Origin of the sequence: Pandoraea pneumonica, assembly GCF_902459645.1 — a bacterium.
Classification (GTDB): domain Bacteria; phylum Pseudomonadota; class Gammaproteobacteria; order Burkholderiales; family Burkholderiaceae; genus Pandoraea; species Pandoraea pneumonica.
Window position 1 is genome coordinate 1,317,103 of the sequence record NZ_CABPSK010000001.1, and the last position, 17,964, is coordinate 1,335,066.

The 17,964-nt window shown below is 62.7% G+C and carries 16 protein-coding genes; 8 read left to right on the forward strand and 8 right to left on the reverse strand.

What is annotated here, in order from left to right:
- Positions 1 to 4 precede the first annotated feature (4 nt).
- Both PPN31114_RS05705 and clpB read right to left on the reverse strand, forming a co-directional pair.
- The gene (locus PPN31114_RS05705) at positions 5 to 436 is read right to left on the reverse strand and encodes a DUF2306 domain-containing protein (RefSeq protein WP_174987720.1); all 432 of its coding nucleotides are present in this window, start codon (positions 434 to 436) and stop codon (positions 5 to 7) included.
- Positions 437 to 843: 407 nt separating this feature from the next.
- Complete coding sequence (gene clpB / locus PPN31114_RS05710; protein WP_150678472.1) at positions 844 to 3,471, reverse strand: ATP-dependent chaperone ClpB; 2,628 nt, start codon at positions 3,469 to 3,471, stop codon at positions 844 to 846.
- Positions 3,472 to 3,692: 221 nt separating this feature from the next.
- On the opposite strand from clpB, the gene PPN31114_RS05715 reads away from it, so the two are divergent.
- On the forward strand, positions 3,693 to 4,277 hold the full coding sequence (locus PPN31114_RS05715) for a group III truncated hemoglobin (RefSeq protein WP_246182408.1): 585 nt from the start codon (positions 3,693 to 3,695) through the stop codon (positions 4,275 to 4,277).
- A gap of 45 nt (positions 4,278 to 4,322) precedes the next feature.
- Here the strand turns inward: PPN31114_RS05715 and moaE are convergent, their stop codons facing one another.
- The 6 genes from moaE to PPN31114_RS05745 all read right to left on the reverse strand — a co-directional run bounded on the left by moaE (position 4,323) and on the right by PPN31114_RS05745 (position 10,526).
- Positions 4,323 to 4,814: a molybdopterin synthase catalytic subunit MoaE gene (gene moaE / locus PPN31114_RS05720; protein ID WP_150678473.1), complete on the reverse strand. Its 492-nt coding sequence runs from the start codon at positions 4,812 to 4,814 to the stop codon at positions 4,323 to 4,325.
- A gap of 83 nt (positions 4,815 to 4,897) precedes the next feature.
- Complete coding sequence (gene moaD / locus PPN31114_RS05725; RefSeq protein WP_150678474.1) at positions 4,898 to 5,155, reverse strand: molybdopterin converting factor subunit 1; 258 nt, start codon at positions 5,153 to 5,155, stop codon at positions 4,898 to 4,900.
- Between the two features lie 42 nt (positions 5,156 to 5,197).
- Positions 5,198 to 6,424 (reverse strand): molybdopterin molybdotransferase MoeA, encoded by a 1,227-nt coding sequence (locus tag PPN31114_RS05730; protein WP_150678475.1) that lies wholly within the window; start codon positions 6,422 to 6,424, stop codon positions 5,198 to 5,200.
- 6 nt (positions 6,425 to 6,430) lie between these two features.
- Complete coding sequence (gene thrC / locus PPN31114_RS05735; RefSeq protein WP_150678476.1) at positions 6,431 to 7,894, reverse strand: threonine synthase; 1,464 nt, start codon at positions 7,892 to 7,894, stop codon at positions 6,431 to 6,433.
- A 57-nt stretch (positions 7,895 to 7,951) separates the two neighbouring features.
- Positions 7,952 to 9,262, reverse strand: a complete 1,311-nt coding sequence (locus tag PPN31114_RS05740; RefSeq protein ID WP_150678477.1) for a homoserine dehydrogenase — start codon at positions 9,260 to 9,262, stop codon at positions 7,952 to 7,954.
- A gap of 37 nt (positions 9,263 to 9,299) precedes the next feature.
- The gene (locus PPN31114_RS05745) at positions 9,300 to 10,526 is read right to left on the reverse strand and encodes a pyridoxal phosphate-dependent aminotransferase (protein WP_174987723.1); all 1,227 of its coding nucleotides are present in this window, start codon (positions 10,524 to 10,526) and stop codon (positions 9,300 to 9,302) included.
- 363 nt (positions 10,527 to 10,889) lie between these two features.
- Between PPN31114_RS05745 and PPN31114_RS05750 the strand changes: the two genes are divergently transcribed.
- The 7 genes from PPN31114_RS05750 (at position 10,890) to PPN31114_RS05780 (ending at position 17,913) form a co-directional block, all read left to right on the forward strand.
- Complete coding sequence (locus tag PPN31114_RS05750; protein ID WP_150678479.1) at positions 10,890 to 11,276, forward strand: Mth938-like domain-containing protein; 387 nt, start codon at positions 10,890 to 10,892, stop codon at positions 11,274 to 11,276.
- A gap of 44 nt (positions 11,277 to 11,320) precedes the next feature.
- The gene (locus PPN31114_RS05755; RefSeq protein WP_370865857.1) at positions 11,321 to 13,033 is read left to right on the forward strand and encodes a glycosyltransferase family 39 protein; all 1,713 of its coding nucleotides are present in this window, start codon (positions 11,321 to 11,323) and stop codon (positions 13,031 to 13,033) included.
- Positions 13,034 to 13,288: 255 nt separating this feature from the next.
- Entirely contained in the window at positions 13,289 to 13,660 is a 372-nt protein-coding gene (locus PPN31114_RS05760; RefSeq protein ID WP_150678480.1) for an SMR family transporter, read from the forward strand.
- Positions 13,661 to 13,696: 36 nt separating this feature from the next.
- Positions 13,697 to 14,863: a DegT/DnrJ/EryC1/StrS family aminotransferase gene (locus PPN31114_RS05765; RefSeq protein WP_150678481.1), complete on the forward strand. Its 1,167-nt coding sequence runs from the start codon at positions 13,697 to 13,699 to the stop codon at positions 14,861 to 14,863.
- Entirely contained in the window at positions 14,860 to 15,939 is a 1,080-nt protein-coding gene (locus PPN31114_RS05770; RefSeq protein WP_150678482.1) for a glycosyltransferase, read from the forward strand. Before PPN31114_RS05765 ends, PPN31114_RS05770 begins: the two co-directional genes overlap by 4 nt.
- Before the next feature lie 17 nt (positions 15,940 to 15,956).
- Positions 15,957 to 16,862 carry a formyltransferase gene (locus PPN31114_RS05775; RefSeq protein ID WP_150678483.1) on the forward strand — a complete coding sequence of 302 codons (906 nt, stop codon included), beginning with the start codon at positions 15,957 to 15,959 and terminating at the stop codon, positions 16,860 to 16,862.
- 7 nt (positions 16,863 to 16,869) lie between these two features.
- Positions 16,870 to 17,913: a bifunctional UDP-4-keto-pentose/UDP-xylose synthase gene (locus PPN31114_RS05780; protein ID WP_150678484.1), complete on the forward strand. Its 1,044-nt coding sequence runs from the start codon at positions 16,870 to 16,872 to the stop codon at positions 17,911 to 17,913.
- Positions 17,914 to 17,964: the final 51 nt, after the last annotated feature.

The window sequence follows — 17,964 nt, forward strand, 5'->3', positions numbered from 1 at the left end:
GTCATTATCGTGTGCCCTCCCCGCTCGCCATGCCCTGTCGCATCGCAACAGACACGACGCCGTGCCCCCACTGGGCGAGCGTCTCATTGAGCACTCTACCCGGTAAGGCCACCGCCGCAATGCCAGCCGCGATCAGGCCGACGTACAAGCCCAGCATGCTGCGCCGGTGCACCGCCACGTCGCCACGGCGAATCGCGGCAATGGCGAGTACCAGACTCACCAATACCCACGCCGCCAACGCATGCAGCCACGACAGGTGTCCCGGGTTCAACTCGCGAATGCCGAAACTCGACAGCGCCGTTGCCGCCATCGTTACGGCCCACGTACGGCCCATCCAGCGATGACGCGGCGTGCCCCGCCGCACCATCAGTATCGCAATGCCCAGCATGACGGCTGCGACAGCCGCCGCCAGGTGAATTACCACTATTGTCGTCATCGCATCCTCTCGTTGTGTTGACTCGTGACGCAACGATAGGAAGCGGTTGCAGATGGTGCACTTGCCTTGCGATGAACCCCCGTTCATGTGTCGCGAACGGTGATTGCACAGCGCGAACGACAGGCGCTTACTCAGATTTCTGCAAACTTCGCAGATGTCGCCGGGACCGGCTGCCCCTGGGCCCGCCGGTCGCGCCTCGACGCGTTTGCCCACGTGCCGCGTGCCCGGCCGCGCATTCTCGCCGAGGATTGTGACACGACGATGCCACGCGCGAGCACCGTCGCTGCCGAGCCCCACCGGCTGGCCTTCCGAGGGTTGGGTCGGACGACAGACGAAAAAAAAGCGCGGCCGAAGCCGCGCTTTGCTACCTGCCGAGGCAAACCCGCCGCCTCACGAAAACCCGTGGCTTACTCCGCCGCGGCTTCCGTTTCCTTGTTCACCTGCGTGGCCGTAGCGCCGTCGAAGGTGAACCGACCGTTTTGCCAGTCGACCGGAATCGTGTCCTTCGGCCCGAACTTGCCCGCCAGCACCAGCTTGGCGACCGGGTTCTCGATCTCCTGCTGAATCGCTCGCTTGAGCGGCCGTGCCCCGAACACCGGGTCGAAGCCTTCGCGCGCCACGTGCATCAACGCCGCCTTCGTGACATCGAGCTGCATGTCGAGCTTGGCCAGACGCTGGCGCAGAATCTCGATCTGAATCGACGCAATCGACTCGATGTGCTTCTGGTCGAGCCCGTGGAACACCACGACTTCGTCGATCCGGTTCAGGAACTCAGGACGGAAGTGCTCCTTGATCTCGGTCCACACCGCATCCTTGATGCGATCCTGCGGCTCGCCGACCATCGACTGAATCATCGACGACCCAAGGTTCGACGTCATCACGATCACGGTGTTCTTGAAGTCCACCGTACGGCCCTGACCGTCGGTCATGCGGCCATCGTCGAGCACTTGCAGCAGCACGTTGAAGACGTCCGGGTGCGCCTTTTCGACTTCGTCGAGCAGGATCACGCTGTACGGCTTGCGACGCACGGCCTCGGTCAGATAACCGCCTTCCTCATAACCCACGTAGCCCGGCGGCGCGCCAATCAGGCGTGCCACGCTGTGCTTCTCCATGAACTCGCTCATGTCGATGCGGATCAGGTGATCTTCCGAATCGAACAGGAACATCGCGAGCGCCTTGCACAGCTCGGTCTTGCCCACGCCCGTCGGGCCGAGGAACAGGAACGAACCATACGGACGGTTCGGATCGGCCAGCCCCGCACGCGACCGGCGGATCGCATCGGCCACGGCGGTAATCGCCTCGTCCTGACCCACCACGCGCTCGTGCAGCTTAGCTTCCATGTTGAGCAGCTTTTCGCGCTCGCCCTGCATCATCTTCGAGACCGGAATACCAGTGGCGCGCGAAATCACTTCCGCAATTTCTTCCGTGCCCACTTGCGTGCGAAGCAGACGCGGATGCGCTTGCTGGCCAGCCGCTTCGGCAGCCGCAGCATCCTTCAACTGCGCTTCGAGTTGCGGCAGCTTGCCGTATTGCAACTCAGCCACTTTGTCGAGCTTGCCTTCGCGTTGCAGCTTGGCAAGCTCGGCACGCACGCGATCGATCTCTTCCTTGACCTGCGCGCTGCCCTGCACGGCCGCCTTTTCCGCCGTCCAGATTTCTTCGAGGTCGGCGTATTCGCGCTCCAGACGCGAGATTTCTTCCTCGATCAACGCCAGACGCTTTTGCGACGCTTCGTCGGTTTCTTTCTTGATGGCTTCGCGCTCGATCTTCAACTGGATCAGTCGACGGTCGAGCTTGTCCATCACTTCCGGCTTCGAGTCGATTTCCATCTTGATCTTCGACGCGGCCTCATCGATCAAGTCGATGGCCTTGTCCGGCAGGAACCGGTCGGTGATATAGCGTTGGCTCAGTTCGGCCGCAGCGACGATCGCCGGATCGGTAATTTCCACACCGTGGTGCAGTTCGTACTTTTCCTGCAAGCCGCGCAGGATGGCGATGGTCGCCTCGACGCTCGGCTCTTCGACCAGCACCTTCTGGAAACGACGCTCCAGGGCGGCGTCTTTCTCGATGTACTTGCGATATTCGTCGAGCGTGGTCGCGCCAATGCAATGCAACTCGCCGCGGGCGAGCGCGGGCTTGAGCATGTTGCCCGCGTCCATCGCGCCCTCGGCCTTGCCGGCACCGACCATCGTGTGAATTTCGTCGATGAACAGAATCGTGCGGCCTTCGTCCTTGGCGATATCGTTGAGCACGCTTTTCAGGCGCTCTTCGAATTCGCCACGGAATTTCGCACCGGCAAGCAGCCCGGCCATGTCGAGCGCAAGCACGCGCTTGTTCTTGAGCGACTCGGGCACTTCGCCGTTGACGATACGCTGCGCGAGACCTTCCACAATGGCGGTCTTACCCACGCCCGGCTCGCCGATCAGCACCGGGTTGTTCTTCGTGCGGCGTTGCAAAATCTGGATCGTGCGGCGAATTTCATCGTCGCGACCGATCACCGGATCGAGCTTGCCGAGCGCGGCACGCTCCGTCAGATCGAGCGTGTATTTCTTGAGGGCTTCGCGTTGGCTTTCGGCATCTTGGCTATTGACCGACTCGCCGCCGCGCACGCCGACAATGGCGGCTTCCAGCGCCTTGCGCGTGAGACCACGGGCGCGAGCAATCTTGCCCGTCTCGCCCTTGTCGTCGGCCAGTGCCAGCAGGAACATTTCGCTGGCGATATAGCTGTCGCCATGCTTTTGTGCTTCCTTGTCGGCCTGATTGAGCAGGCCCGCGAGCTCGCGGCTCACCTGCACGTTGCCGTCGGTGCCTTGCACCTGCGGCAGCTTCGAGAGGGCCGTCTCGATGTCGTGGCCCAACGGCTGAACTTGTACGCCCGCGCGTTGCAGCAGCGAGCGTGCAGCGCCTTCGGGTTGTGCGATAAGCGCTGCCAGCAAGTGCAGCGGCTCAATATATTGCTGGTCGCGACCGACGGCCATGCTTTGGGCATCAGCCAGCGCTTCCAGGAACTGCGTGGTGAATTTGTCTTGTCGCATCGGGTGCTCCGGTAAGAAAACTTTCTGGATCGGATGTGCGGACAATCCCCTAAGGTTTCAAGGGCATTTGCGCTTAATGGTTGACATTTCGCGCGAGGCCGTGAGGCGGCCGAGGGTAACGGGGAATTAGGGCTGTCGAACGATGGGTGACACGATGGAAAAGAGACCCAGGACGCGCCCGACGTTGAGGGTCATAATAGCTATTTTTAGCACGCCGCACCATGAGTCAACGCGACCGCCGGACGACCGGAATACCGAACGGACATCACGCCGATCACGCGACATCGGGCGACGCGTCCGCGCGCGGCATGGCCGCCGATATCGCGCTGGAAAACGGTCTCGGCGCCATCACCGAATTGCCCGCCAAACGCTTCGCGCAAGTGGACGAAGCGGCCGTGCAACTGCTCGTGCATACGTTCTACGGACGCATTCGCGACGACGATCTGTTGGGTCCGGTGTTCCGGCAAGCGCTCGAAGGCCGCTGGGACCTGCATCTAGATAAGATGGTCGCGTTCTGGAGCAGCATCGTGCTCGGTGCCAAGCGCTATCGCGGCAATGTGACGCAGGCGCACCAGCCGTTTGGCCACCTCACCGGCGAGCATTTCAGCCGCTGGCTAGTGCTCTTCTTCGATACGCTCGATACGCTCTTCGAACCGGAGGCAGCCTTCGCCTTCGCCGAACCGGCGATTCGCATCGCGGAGAGCCTGCAATTGAATTTGTTCGGATGGGAGTACGCGTTGCCACCGGCGCAGCGCGCGTTGCTGGAAAGCGTGAAACGCGCACGGCCTGCTCGACCGCATGAGTGAGGGGCTGGAGAAATTACCCTCACTTCGCCGCAGTTCGATGATTTTTTAGTCGTTTTTGCCGGACTTAAGCGGCGTTTCAGCCAGATTGCCCGTCCACCGCTCGCGTGCCGCCGTATCCGTCTCGCGCGCATCGACCCAGCGCTCGCCTTGCGGCGTCGATTCCTTCTTCCAGAACGGCGCTTCGGTCTTCAGATAATCCATGATGAATTCGCACGCCGCGAACGCATCGCCCCGATGCGCCGAGGTCACCGCCACCAGCACGATCTGATCGCCCGGCCCCAGATCCCCATAACGATGGATAACCAGCACGTCGAACAGGCGCCACCGCTCGCGGGCCTGCGCCACGATGCTCTCCAACGCCTTTTCCGTCATCCCCGGGTAATGCTCGAGCGTCATGCGCGAGACACCCTTGCCGTCGTTCAGATCGCGCACGGTGCCCACGAAGCTCGCCACCGCGCCCACGCGCAGGTCGCCCGCACGTAACTGGCGAATCTCCGTCGACAGGTCGAAGTCTTCGGTCTGAACGCGGATCGGCATGGTCGGCTCTCGCAGGTCGGGATGAGGTCAGTTGGGTGACGTCGCAGAGGCGTCGAGTGGCGTCGGGGCGCGTCGGATGGCGCTCAGCCGCCCGTCACCGGCGGGAAGAAGGCCACTTCGCAGCCGTCGGTCAGGCGCGTGGACGCCGGGACCATCGTGTGATTCAACGCCATACGCAGCAGGCGCTGCTCACCCAGCGTCTCGGCCCACACCGGCCCGCGCGCACACAGCCATTGGCGCACGTCTCCCACGGTGGCAACCCCGTTGGGCACTTCGACGTGTTCCTCGGCCACATTGAGGGCCTCGCGAACGCTGGCGAAAAAGCGAAGATCGATCTGCATAGCGGTTTGCGCCTGCCGCGCGTGGCACGGCAGGCCTGTCTCTCAATATAGAAGGTCGGAAAACGGCAGGAACGCCACCGTCTGGCCCGCCTCGATACGGTGCCCGGGCGGGTTGTCGATCAGGCCGTCGCCCCAGACCGTCGACGTCAGCACCGCCGAACTCTGATTCGGGAACGCCTCCAGACCGCCGTTGGCATTCAGGCGTGCGCGCACGAACTCGTTGCGGCGGTCGGCCTTCGTCTGGGTGAAGTCGGCGCGCATGGCGATACGGCGCGGCGTCACGTCTTGCACGCCCTGCAAACGCAGGATGAACGGACGCACAAACAGCAGGAACGTCACGAAGCTCGACACCGGGTTGCCCGGCAAGCCGATGAAATGGGCGGCGTCGCCCGCCACGGTGCTATTGGCGGCGCGGTTGACCTCGCCATAAGCCAGCGGCTTGCCCGGCTTCAGCGCAATCTGCCAAAGGTTCAGGCGGCCCTCGGCTTCCACCGCTGGCTTGACGTGATCCTCTTCGCCCACGGACACCCCGCCCGACGTGATGATCAGGTCGTTGCCCCGCGCGGCGTCACGCAAAATGGCTCGCGTGGCCGCCAGATTGTCCGGCACGATGCCGTAGTCGGTCATCTCGCAGCCGAGGTTTTCCAGCAAGCTACGCAAGACGAAGCGATTCGAGTTGTAGATGCTCCCCGCGCGCAACGTCTCGCCGGGCATCGTCAACTCGTCGCCCGTGAAGAACACGGCCACGCGCAAACGGCGCGCAACCTGAAGCTTCGCGATACCGACCGACGCCGCCAAGCCCAGCGACTGCGCCCGCAGACGTGTGCCCGCCGCCAACACCACACTTTCGCGGCGAATATCGGCACCTTGACGGTTGATGAACTCGCTATCGGCGGGCGTGTGGCGAATCACCACCGTGCCGTCGTCGCGCGCCTCGCATTGCTCTTGCATCACGATGGCATCGGCGCCTGCGGGGACCGGCGCCCCCGTGAAGATGCGCGCAGCGGTGCCAGCGGCCAGCGGCTCGGGCGCGTGGCCCGCGGGAATGCGTTGCGAGACCGGCAACGTCGTCTCAGCGCCGGTTAGGTCCGCACGGCGCACGGCGTAACCGTCCATCGCGCTGGTGTCCATCGGCGGCACGTCGAGCGTGGCAATCACGTCGGCGGCCAGCACGCGACCATTGGCCGCGAGCGTGTCGACGATTTCCGTTTGCCCGAGCGGACGGGCCGCCGCCAGAACGGCGTCAAGCGCCTCTTGTGTATTCAGCATGGCGGGTTACAGGCCGGTATGTTCCGCAATGTAGGCCTTCACGCGCGCGACGTCGTTCTTCACCGTCTCTACGCGTTGCGGCAGCGATTCCAACTGCTCGAAACCCGCCGGGCGCGGCGGTTCGCGATGCAACGCTTCGCGAATCGTTTCGGCGAACTTGGCCGGTTGCGCCGTCTCCAGCACGACCATCGGCACGCCCGGTTCCAGCGCTTCGCGCGCCACTTTCACACCGTCGGCCGTATGGGTGTCGATCACCACGTCGTAGCGCTTGGCCACGTCTTGAATCGTCGCCACGCGGTCGGCATGGGTGCTGCGGCCCGACACGAAGCCGAACTGCGCCACGCGTGCAAACGCGTCGGTGCCCGAGAGGTCGAAACCGCCCTGCTCCACCTTGGCCAGCAGCGCCGCCGTGGCTTGCGCATCGCGGTCGAGCAAATCGAACAGGAAGCGCTCGAAATTCGACGCCTTCGAGATATCCATGCTCGGGCTGCTGGTGTGGAACGTCTCGGCCGACTTGCGCACGCGATAGTTGCCCGTGCGGAAGAACTCGTCGAGCACGTCGTTTTCGTTGGTCGCCACGACGAGCTTGCGAATCGGCAGGCCCATCATGCGGGCGATGTGCCCCGCGCAGACGTTGCCGAAGTTGCCCGACGGCACAGTGAACGACACTTCGCCGTCCTGCCCCGACTTGCCGCCCGTGGCCGCAAAGTAGCCCTTGAAGTAGTAGACGACCTGAGCCACTACGCGCGCCCAGTTGATCGAGTTGACCGTACCGATCTTGTAGCGCGCCTTGTAGGCGTGATCGTTCGACACGGCTTTGACAATGTCCTGACAATCGTCGAACACGCCTTCGACCGCGAGGTTGAAGATGTTCGGGTCTTGCAGGCTGTACATCTGCGCCGTCTGGAACGCGCTCATCTTGCCGGCCGGCGAGAGCATGAAGACACGGATGCCTTCCTTGCCGCGCATGGCGTATTCGGCGGCACTACCGGTGTCGCCCGACGTCGCGCCCAGAATGTTCAGCGCATCGCCGTGCTGGGCCAGCGCGTACTCGAACAAGTTGCCAAGCAGTTGCATGGCCATGTCCTTGAACGCGAGCGTCGGCCCGTTGGAGAGCGCCAGCAGCGAAAGCTGCGTGCCGTTCTCTTCACCCAACGGCAGCAGCGGCGTGATCTCATCCGCGTCTTCGCCCGGGCGCACGTTGCGGTACACCTCGGCGGTGTACGTACGGCGCGTCAGGTCAGCCAGCACTTCGACGGGAATGTCGCCCGCGAACTTGGCCAGCACCTTGGCAGCCAAGTCGGCGTACGACAGTTGGCGCCAGGCGCGCAGTTCTTCTGCCGTGACTTGCGGATATTCGGTGGGCAGATAGAGGCCGCCGTCCGGCGCCAGCCCGCCCAGCAGAATGCTGGAGAACGATTGCGGCTCGCCCGAGGTCAGGCCTGCGCCGCGCGTGGAGATGTATTTCATGTCAGTCGATGTCCTGTGCGGTGTCCAGTGGTGTCGTGTCGCTCGCGAGCGATGCGCTCAGCTCAGCGACTCCATACGGATACGCGTGACCTTCGAGAGCACCGTGTCCATCGCTTCGATCTTCGCGATGGCAGCGTTGATGTGCTTCTCTTGCGTCACATGCGTCAGGATGATGATGTCGGTCTGGTGCTCACCCTCTCGCGATTCCTTTTGCAGCAGCGCGTCGATCGAGATATCCAGATCCGCCAGAATGCGAGTGAGTTCAGCCATCACACCGGCACGATCGACCACGCGCAGGCGCAGGTAGTAGCTGGTAGTGACTTCGTCGATCGGCAGCACCGGCGTGTTCGACAGCGCATCGTGCTGGAACGCCAGATGCGGTACGCGATGCTCCGGGTCGGCCGTTTGCAGACGCGTCACGTCGACGATGTCGGCCACCACGGCCGAGGCGGTCGGCTCAGCGCCCGCGCCCTTGCCGTAGTACAGCGTGGCGCCCACGGCGTCGCCCTGCACCAGCACGGCGTTCATCGCGCCTTCCACATTGGCGATCAGGCGCTTCGACGGAATCAGCGTCGGATGCACGCGCAGTTCGATACCGGCTTCGGTGCGGCGCGTAATGCCGAGCAGCTTGATGCGGTAACCGAGTTCTTCTGCGTACTTGATATCGATGGCAGCCAGCTTGGTGATGCCTTCGATGTAGGCGCGGTCGAACTGCACCGGCACGCCGAACGCGATGGCGCTCATCAGCGTGAGCTTGTGCGCAGCGTCGACGCCTTCGATATCGAACGTCGGGTCGGCTTCCGCGTAGCCCAGACGCTGCGCGTCGGCCAATGCCACGTCGAAGTCGATGCCCTTGTCGCGCATCTCCGAGAGGATGAAGTTCGTGGTGCCGTTGATGATGCCGGCCACCCACTGGATGCGGTTGGCCGACAGGCCTTCGCGCAGCGCCTTGATGATCGGAATGCCACCGGCGACGGCGGCTTCGAACGCGACCATCACGTTGGCTTTACGTGCCGCGGCGAAAATTTCGTTGCCGTAGACCGCGAGCAGCGCCTTGTTGGCCGTGACCACGTGCTTGCCGTTCTCGATCGCCTTGAGCACCAGTTCCTTGGTGAGGTCGTACCCGCCGATGGTCTCGACGACCACATCGATGTCCGGATCGTTGACCACTTCGAACGGATCGCCCGTCACAACGGCTGCGTTACCCACCAGCCCTTTGGCACGTTCGACGTTGCGCACGGCGATCTTTGTGATCTCGAGGCCCCGGCCCGCGCGACGTTGAATTTCTTCCTGGTTGCGAGCCAGTACCTGGAAGGCGCCGTAGCCTACCGTGCCAAGGCCGAGCAGGCCCAATTTGATCGGTTTCATGCAGATTTACTCAAAAGTCGAAATCGGTTGGCGCGCATCACTTGCCGTGGCGACGGCGATAACCGTCAAGGAAGCGGGCAATGCGACTGATGGCGTCTTCCAGGTCGCCCTCGTGAGGCAGGAACACTACGCGGAAATGGTCGGGATGCATCCAGTTGAAGCCGCTGCCCTGCACCAGCAGGACCTTCTCTTCAAGTAGCAACTGGAGGATGAACTCCTGATCGTTGGCGATGGGGTACACCGCTGGATCGAGGCGCGGGAATAGGTACAGCGCCGCCTTGGGCTTCACGCAGGTCACGCCGGGAATGGCGGTGAGCATGCGGTGGGCGATTTCGCGCTGCTGGTACAGGCGACCGCCCGGCACGATCAGGTCTTTGATGCTTTGATAGCCGCCCAGCGCTGTCTGAATGGCGTACTGGCCCGGTACGTTCGGGCACAGACGCATCGACGCGAGGATGTTGAGCCCCTCGATATAGTCGCGCGCCGGACGCTTGTCGCCGGACACGATCATCCAGCCCGCGCGGTAACCGCACGCGCGGTAGCTCTTCGACAAGCCGTTGAACGTAATGGTGAGCACGTCTTCCGAGAGCGACGCCAGCGAGGTGTGCTCTGCGCCGTCGTAAATGATCTTGTCGTAGATCTCGTCGGCGTAAATGATCAGCTTGTGCTCGCGCGCCAAGGCGACGATTTCTTTGAGCACTTCGTCGGTGTAGAGCGCGCCGGTCGGATTGTTCGGGTTGATGACGACGATCGCGCGCGTATTCGGCGTGATCTTCTTGCGAATGTCGGCCAGATCGGGCTGCCAATCGGCTTGCTCGTCGCAGACATAGTGCACGGGCGTGCCGCCGGACAGGCTCACGGCCGCCGTCCACAGCGGATAGTCGGGCGCGGGCACCAGCACTTCGTCGCCATCGTTGAGCAGCGCCTGCATGGCCATGACGATGAGCTCGGACGCCCCGTTGCCGAGGTAGATGTCGTCGAGCTGCACATCTTTGATGGCCTTTTGCTGGGCGTAATGCATGATCGCCTTGCGGGCCGCGAAGACGCCTCGCGAATCGGAGTAACCGGCCGAGTTCGGCAGGTTGCGGATCATGTCCTGCACAATCTCGTCGGGCGGCTCGAAACCGAACGGCGCCAGATTGCCGATGTTCAGCTTGATGATGCGATGACCTTCGTCTTCCATGCGCTTGGCATGTTCAAGCACGGGCCCACGAATGTCGTAGCAGACATTCTGCAATTTCTGCGATTTGAGGATCGGTTTCACGGCGGTCGTTATTCTTGACGAAGCGGCTGGCAGGCCGGCATCGGGCGCAACGCTGGGACCGCAGGCGGGATTTGAGCGGACCGGCTATCCTCGGGCACAATGCCCGATGTCCCCGGTTCCGGTGTCGCAAATGCCGCACTGCAACGGTTTGCCGTGCTGCGTACGGCAAAAAGCTATAATTTAGCCAATTATGACAGAGTTCGGCAATGCATCATTGACGGTTTCCGCTACGCGAGGCAAGATGCCCGACCGCACCGCGCGCTCCCTATGCGCTCCATACATCAGGCGAGCCGTTGCCGCTCCGTTTCCATTGCGCCTCTATCCCGTCTCCATCCGACTCGATCCGGTAGGGAATCTCCGAAAGTGAAACTGCACCAAGACCCCTCGCAAGCCTTGAACACGGTGACCGGCTACGGACCCGGCTACATCGAAATCAATAAGACGCGTTTCAACCACAGCGTGATCGTCGCGCCCGAGGGCGAGATTCAGGCCTGGCCGATCTCGTCGTTCGAAGCGCTCGAACCGTCGCATTTCGAAGCCTTGCGCGCCCTCGACCCGGAAGTCGTGATTTTCGGCAGCGGCGAGCGACTGCGCTTCGCCCACCCGCGTCTCACGGCCTCGTTGACCAGCACGCGTATCGGCGTCGATTCGATGGATACGCAAGCGGCCTGCCGCACCTACAACATTCTGATGAGCGAAGGCCGGCGCGTCGTGCTGGTCGTGCTCATCGAACACGGAACGCCTGAGTGAACCGCCGCGCCGCCAATACCGCCGCTAAGTCTGGGAACGCAGGCTTGCCTGCTGCCGACGCTCCCACGTCCCTCATCCCCGCCCCCTACCCGTTGTCGCCTGCCGCCTTCTGGCTGCTGCTCGTGGGTTTCGCCCTCGTGTGGTTCGGCATGCTCGACTATCGCCACCTGATCGCGAGCGACGAAGGCCGCTATGCGGAAATGGCGCGCGAAATGTGGACGACGGGCGACTGGGTCACGCTGCGCTACAACGGCTACAAGTATTTCGAGAAGCCGCCGCTGCAAACCTGGATGAATGCGCTGACGTTCGCGGCATTCGGTGTCGGCGAATGGCAGGCACGCCTGTGGACGGCCTTAACCGGCTTTGCCGGCGTGCTGATGGTGGGCTTCACCGGACGCCGCCTGTTCAACGCGCGCGTCGGCCTGTTTGCTGCGGCCGCTCTCGCCAGCGCCCCGCTGTGGGCCCTGCTCGGGCACTTCAACGTGCTGGACATGGGGCTGTCGTTCTTCATGGGCCTCTCACTGTGCGCACTGTTGCTCGCCCAGCGCCCCGGCCTGGACCGCTCGGCGGTACGCGGCTGGATGTGGCTGTGCTGGGCCGCGATGGCGCTCGCCGTGCTGAGCAAAGGCCTGGTGGGAATCGTGCTCCCCGGTGCCGTGCTGGTGCTCTATACGTTGATCGCGCGCGACTGGGCACTGTGGCGACGCCTGTATCTGGGAAGCGGCCTGATCGTGTTTCTGTTGATCGCGGCGCCCTGGTTCGTGCTCGTCCAGATGCGCAACCCCGAGTTCTTCGACTTCTTCTTCATCAACGAACACTTCCGGCGCTTCGCCGAGGAAGGCCACAACCGCGACGGCGCCCTCTGGTACTTCGTGCCGGTGTTTCTCGTGGGCTTCCTGCCGTGGCTGTCGGTCCTGCCCGGCACCGTGCGCGCCACATGGCGCATGCCGCGTCAGCCCAATGGCTTCGCGCCCGCCGTGCTGCTGTGGACGTGGGCCATCTTCATCTTTGTGTTTTTCAGCGTTTCGCACTCGAAGCTGATTTCGTACCTGCTGCCGATCGCCCCGGCCATGGCGTTGCTGTTCGGGCTGTATCTCGCACAGATGCGGCGCGACGCCCTGCGTCTGCACTTGGCCGGGTATGCCGTGTTTCTGATCGCGGCGCTCGTCATGGTGGCGATATTCGTCGGCCGCGCCGGCAGCGTGCGCAATCCAAACGAGTTGTACAAAGCGTTCCAGATTTGGTTGTATTTCGCGCTGGGCGCCGGGCTGGTCGGCACGCTGCTCGCATGGCGCATGGCGCGCCACAGCGCCCGCCGCGCGCTGATCATGTTCGCCACCGCGATGCTGCTGCTCACGACCGTCGGCGGCATGGGTCACGAGGTGTTCGGGCGCCAAAGCTCGGGCGTGCTGCTCGTGCCCGCGGTGAAGGCGGAGATGCAGCGGCTCGGGCCCGGGGTGCCGTTTTACTCGGTGAACGTGCTCGATCACACCATGCCGTTCTATCTCGGCACCGACATGATCATGGTGCAGCACCCGGACGAGCTCGAATTCGGCGTGAAACAGGAGCCGCAGAAGTGGCTGCCGACGCTGGGCGACTTTTATGTCCGCTGGCGCGCCGATCCGAAGGCGCTCGCGCTGGTGGATCCGGACACCTTTTCCAAACTCGAAGCCGAGCATTTGCCGATGCGTGTCATCGCGCGCGACGCCCGGCGCGTTGTAATTAGCAAACCACAGCCGCAAGACAACGTAAAATAGCGCTTTTATTGTGCGTTTCAAGCGCCGGTTTGACCGCCGGCCGCCGTACTCGCTAGAGAGTCATCCAGCAGCAGAAGCCGTTTGGACGGGGTTCGCGGGGAACCCGTCCCACCGAGCGGCGTGACGCAAGTCCGGAACTATCGAATTCGACAGGGGTGTTACCGAAGCCGTGCCGGGCACGCGTGTGAGCGCGTCGCCTAAGCGTCAGCCAAGGAACGCCGTCCATAATTATTCACAAACGTTCACAAACGTTCCATGAATCTCGCTACGTTTTCCCTTATTCTCACGGGCGTGCTGCTCAACGCGTGCGCCCAGTTGTTGCTCAAAGCGGGTGCCAACTCGATCGGCGCACTGGAATTCACTCGCGCGAACATCTTGCCCATCGGCATCAAGCTCGCCACGCAGGTGCCGATCATGGGCGGGCTGGTGTGCTATGCCATCAGCGTCGTGGTGTGGATTCTGGCGCTCTCGCGCGTTGAAGTCTCGATTGCCTATCCGATGCTCTCGCTCGGCTACGTGGTGAACGCGTTTGCCGCGTGGTACTTGTTCGGCGAAACCCTGTCGATGCAGCGCGTCGTCGCCATCGGCATCATTCTGGTTGGTGTTTATATTCTTGCGCGCAGCTAAGCCCTGCGCCGCTTACCTGAGGCTTTGTCAAAAATCATGAGCGAATCGGCGACCCCCCAGTCCAACCTACCGTTCCTGCCGTTCACGCGGCCGACCATCGACGACGCAACCATTGCGGGCGTCGCCGATGTGCTGCGCTCGGGTTGGATTACCTCGGGCCCGCAAGTCCAGGCCTTCGAGAAGGCGCTGTCTGAATTTTTCGGTGGGCGCCCTGTGCGCACGTTTAATTCGGGCACGGCCACGCTGGAAATCGGCCTGCGCATCGCCGGTGTGCAAAGCGGCGACGAAGTCATCACCACGCCGTTGTCGTGGGTGGCCACCGCGAACGTCATTCTCGAAGTGGGCGCGACGCCCGTGTTCGTCGATGTCGATCCGGCCACACGCAATATCGATCTCGACTTGCTCGAGAAGGCAATCACGCCCAAGACGCGCGCCATCATCCCCGTCTATCTCGCCGGGTTGCCGGTCGACATGGACCGCCTGTACGACATCGCGCGCCGCCACAACCTGCGCGTGATCGAAGACGCCGCGCAAGCCATGGGCTCGACGTGGCATGGCAAGCGCATCGGCGCGATCGGCGATCTGGTCTCGTTTAGCTTCCATCCGAACAAGAACCTGACCTCGATCGAAGGCGGCGCCCTCGTGTTCAATAACGAGGAAGAAGCGCGTCTGGCCGAGAAGTATCGTTTGCAAGGCGTGACCCGCATCGGCATGGACGGCATGGATGTCGACGTGCTCGGCGGCAAATTCAACCTGACGGACGTGGCAGCCCGCGTCGGTCTGGGCCAGATGCCGCATCTGGCGGGGTTCAACCAACGCCGTACGGAATTGGCCCGCCTGTACTTCGACGGCCTCGCCAATGGGGCCGCCGCGACGCTGGGTCTGGGTCTGCCGCCCAAGGACTTCGAAAACTCGAACTGGCACATGTTCCAGATCGAACTGCCGCTCGATCGCCTCACGATCACCCGCGCCGAGTTCATGGAAAAGCTGAAAGCGGCGGGCATCGGCAGCGGCGTACACTATCCCGCAATTCACCTGTTTACAATGTATCGGGCACTGGGGCACCACGAAGGGCAATATCCGCAGACCGAACGTCTGGGCCGCTCGCTCCTCACGCTGCCGTTGTTCCCTGCCATGACGAACGACGACGTCGCGCGTGTTTGCGCGGCCGTCAACGCCATTAGCGCCAATCATCAAAAATGACTCATCCACAACTCTCCGTCGTCATCCCGGTTTATAACGAAGAGGCCGGCCTCGCTGCCCTCTTCACGCGGCTTTATCCCGCGCTCGACAAACTGGGGCTGGCCTACGAAGTCGTGTTCGTCAATGACGGCAGCCGCGATCGCTCGGCCGCCATCCTTGCCGAACAGTACCGCCTGCGCCCGGATGTGACGCGTGTCGTGCTGTTCAACGGCAACTATGGCCAGCACATGGCCATTTTGGCGGGCTTCGAGCACACGCGCGGCGAATGGGTCATCACGCTCGACGCCGACCTCCAGAACCCGCCGGAAGAAATCGGCAAGCTGGTCGCGCAACTCGCCGCTGGACACGACTATGTCGGTACGATTCGCATGAATCGTCAAGACACGTGGTTCCGCCGCAATGCCTCGCGACTGATGAACCGTTTGCGCGAGCGCATCACGCGCATTCGCATGACCGATCAGGGTTGCATGCTGCGCGGCTACAGCCGTCACATCGTGGACACGGTCAATCAGTGCCGCGAAATCAACACCTTCATCCCAGCGCTGGCTTACACGTTTGCGCAAAACCCGACCGAAGTCGACGTTGCGCACGAAGAACGCTTCGCCGGCGAGTCGAAGTACTCGCTCTATAGCCTGATTCGTCTGAATTTCGATCTGGTCACCGGCTTCTCAGTCGTGCCGCTGCAATGGCTCTCGGGCGTGGGGATTACGCTCTCCGCGGCCTCGGGCGTGCTGTTCATCGTGCTGATGGCACGACGCTTTTTGTTCGGCTCGGAAGTCCAAGGGGTGTTCACCCTTTTCGCCGTCACGTTCTGTCTGCTTGGCGTGATTCTGTTCGGCATGGGGCTGCTCGGCGAATACATTGGCCGTATTTATCAGCAAGTGCGCCAGCGTCCGCGCTATCTGGTGCAAGCCGTGCTGCAAGAGTCTGGCCGTAATACCGGCTCGGCAGCACTCTCGAACAGTTCGGCGGCGGGTGCCACGGAGCTGAGCACCCATGCGGCACCGGTCGAGGGCAACGACCCCGCGCAGGACGCCGACTCGGGCAATGCCGCGCCTCGCGCCGGCGCACGTTGACAGGCCCCGCACACCTCATGAGTTCCAAAGCTGTTGTATTTGCGTATCACAACGTCGGCGTGCGCTGCCTGCAAGTACTGCTCGCGCGCGGCGTCGACGTCGCCCTGGTGGTCACCCATCAGGACAACCCGAACGAGAACATCTGGTTCGGCAGCGTGGCTGCCGTGGCTGCCGAGCATGGCATTCCGGTCATCACGCCTGACGATCCGGCCGATCCGGCGCTCGCCGCGCAAATCGCGGCTGTCGCGCCGGATTTCATCTTTTCGTTCTATTACCGCCACATGATCCCGGTGCCGGTGCTCGAGCTCGCTCGCCACGGCGCTTTCAATATGCACGGCTCGCTGCTGCCGAAGTATCGCGGGCGCGTGCCGGTGAATTGGGCGGTTTTGAAGGGTGAAACGGAAACGGGCGCCACGTTGCACGAAATGGCGCTCAAGCCGGACGCCGGTGCCATCATCGACCAGACGTCGGTCCCGATTCTGCCGGACGACACGGCCGGGGAAGTTTTCGAGAAAGTGACGGTGGCCGCCGAGCAGACGCTCTGGCGCTGCCTGCCGGGCTTGCTGGCTGGCACGGCACCCCGTCACGCCAACAATCTGGCGGAAGGCAGCTATTTTGGCGGCCGCAAGCCGGAAGATGGCCGCATCGACTGGACGAAGCCCGCGGCTGAGGTCTATAACCTGATTCGTGCGGTCGCGCCGCCGTATCCGGGTGCGTTTACCGACACGGCCGGGCGCCGTTGGGTGGTCACGCGGGCACGCCCGTCACGGGGATCCCCTCCTGCCGGTTTGCCCTGCGGACTGCAAGTAGTGGATAATGCGCTCCTTGGCGTTTGCGGCGACGGAAATGCCCTCGTCATTCATGAACTAATGCTGGACGGCGCGGTTGTTACGCCGGCACAGTTTTCCCAGCTCAATCACTGACCGTAATATGAAAAAAGTCCTGATTCTCGGTGTCAACGGGTTCATCGGCCACCATCTGTCGAAACGCATCCTGGAGACGACCGACTGGGAAGTTTATGGCATGGACATGCTCACGGACCGCCTCGGCGATCTGATCAACCATGAGCGCATGCACTTCTTCGAAGGCGACATCACGATCAACAAGGAATGGGTCGAGTACCACATTCGCAAGTGCGACGTGATTCTGCCGCTGGTGGCCATTGCCACGCCGGCCACGTACGTGAAGGCTCCGCTGCGCGTGTTCGAGCTCGACTTCGAAGCGAACCTGCCGATCGTGCGCTCAGCCGTGAAGTACGGCAAACATCTGGTGTTCCCGTCGACCTCCGAGGTCTACGGCATGTGCACCGACGGCGAATTCGATCCGGAAAACTCGCCGCTGATCTACGGCCCGATCAACAAGCCGCGTTGGATTTACGCTTGCTCGAAGCAGCTCATGGATCGCGTGATCTGGGGCTACGGCATGCAAGAAGGCCTGAACTTCTCGCTGTTCCGTCCGTTCAACTGGATTGGCGCCGGCCTGGACTCGATCTACACGCCGAAGGAAGGTTCGTCGCGCGTGGTCACGCAGTTCTTGGGTCACATCGCCCGTGGCGAGAACATCAGCCTGGTCGACGGCGGCAGCCAGAAGCGCGCGTTCACGGACATCGATGACGGTATCGACGCGCTCGTGCGCATCATCGACAACAAGAACAACGTTGCCAGCGGCAAGATCTACAACATCGGCAATCCGAAGAACAACTTCTCGGTGCGCGAACTGGCCAACATGATGCTCAAGCTGGCCGGCGAATTCCCCGAGTACGCCGAGACGGCCAAGAAGGTGCAGATCGTCGAAACGTCGTCGGATGCCTACTACGGCAACGGCTATCAAGACGTGCAGAACCGTGTGCCGAAGATCGAAAACACGATGCAGGAACTGGGCTGGGCCCCGACCACGACGATGGACGACGCCCTGCGCAAGATCTTCGAAGCGTATCGCGGCCACGTTGCCGAAGCTCGCCGTCTGGTCGAGTAAGCTTCAGACCCGCTGCCTCACGGTCGCGGGTCTCGCTGCATGAATCGCACT

Bases quoted from the DNA above. Each gene is read 5' to 3' on its own strand.
- PPN31114_RS05740 (WP_150678477.1), bottom strand. From the start codon at position 9,262: ATGAAACCGATCAAATTGGGCCTGCTCGGCCTTGGCACGGTAGGCTAC.
- PPN31114_RS05705 (WP_174987720.1), bottom strand. From the start codon at position 436: ATGACGACAATAGTGGTAATTCACCTGGCGGCGGCTGTCGCAGCCGTC.
- thrC (WP_150678476.1), bottom strand. From the start codon at position 7,894: ATGAAATACATCTCCACGCGCGGCGCAGGCCTGACCTCGGGCGAGCCG.
- PPN31114_RS05765 (WP_150678481.1), top strand. From the start codon at position 13,697: ATGAGCGAATCGGCGACCCCCCAGTCCAACCTACCGTTCCTGCCGTTC.
- PPN31114_RS05730 (WP_150678475.1), bottom strand. From the start codon at position 6,424: ATGCTGAATACACAAGAGGCGCTTGACGCCGTTCTGGCGGCGGCCCGT.
- PPN31114_RS05760 (WP_150678480.1), top strand. From the start codon at position 13,289: ATGAATCTCGCTACGTTTTCCCTTATTCTCACGGGCGTGCTGCTCAAC.
- clpB (WP_150678472.1), bottom strand. From the start codon at position 3,471: ATGCGACAAGACAAATTCACCACGCAGTTCCTGGAAGCGCTGGCTGAT.
- moaD (WP_150678474.1), bottom strand. From the start codon at position 5,155: ATGCAGATCGATCTTCGCTTTTTCGCCAGCGTTCGCGAGGCCCTCAAT.
- moaE (WP_150678473.1), bottom strand. From the start codon at position 4,814: ATGCCGATCCGCGTTCAGACCGAAGACTTCGACCTGTCGACGGAGATT.
- PPN31114_RS05715 (WP_246182408.1), top strand. From the start codon at position 3,693: ATGAGTCAACGCGACCGCCGGACGACCGGAATACCGAACGGACATCAC.
- PPN31114_RS05775 (WP_150678483.1), top strand. From the start codon at position 15,957: ATGAGTTCCAAAGCTGTTGTATTTGCGTATCACAACGTCGGCGTGCGC.
- PPN31114_RS05780 (WP_150678484.1), top strand. From the start codon at position 16,870: ATGAAAAAAGTCCTGATTCTCGGTGTCAACGGGTTCATCGGCCACCAT.
- PPN31114_RS05770 (WP_150678482.1), top strand. From the start codon at position 14,860: ATGACTCATCCACAACTCTCCGTCGTCATCCCGGTTTATAACGAAGAG.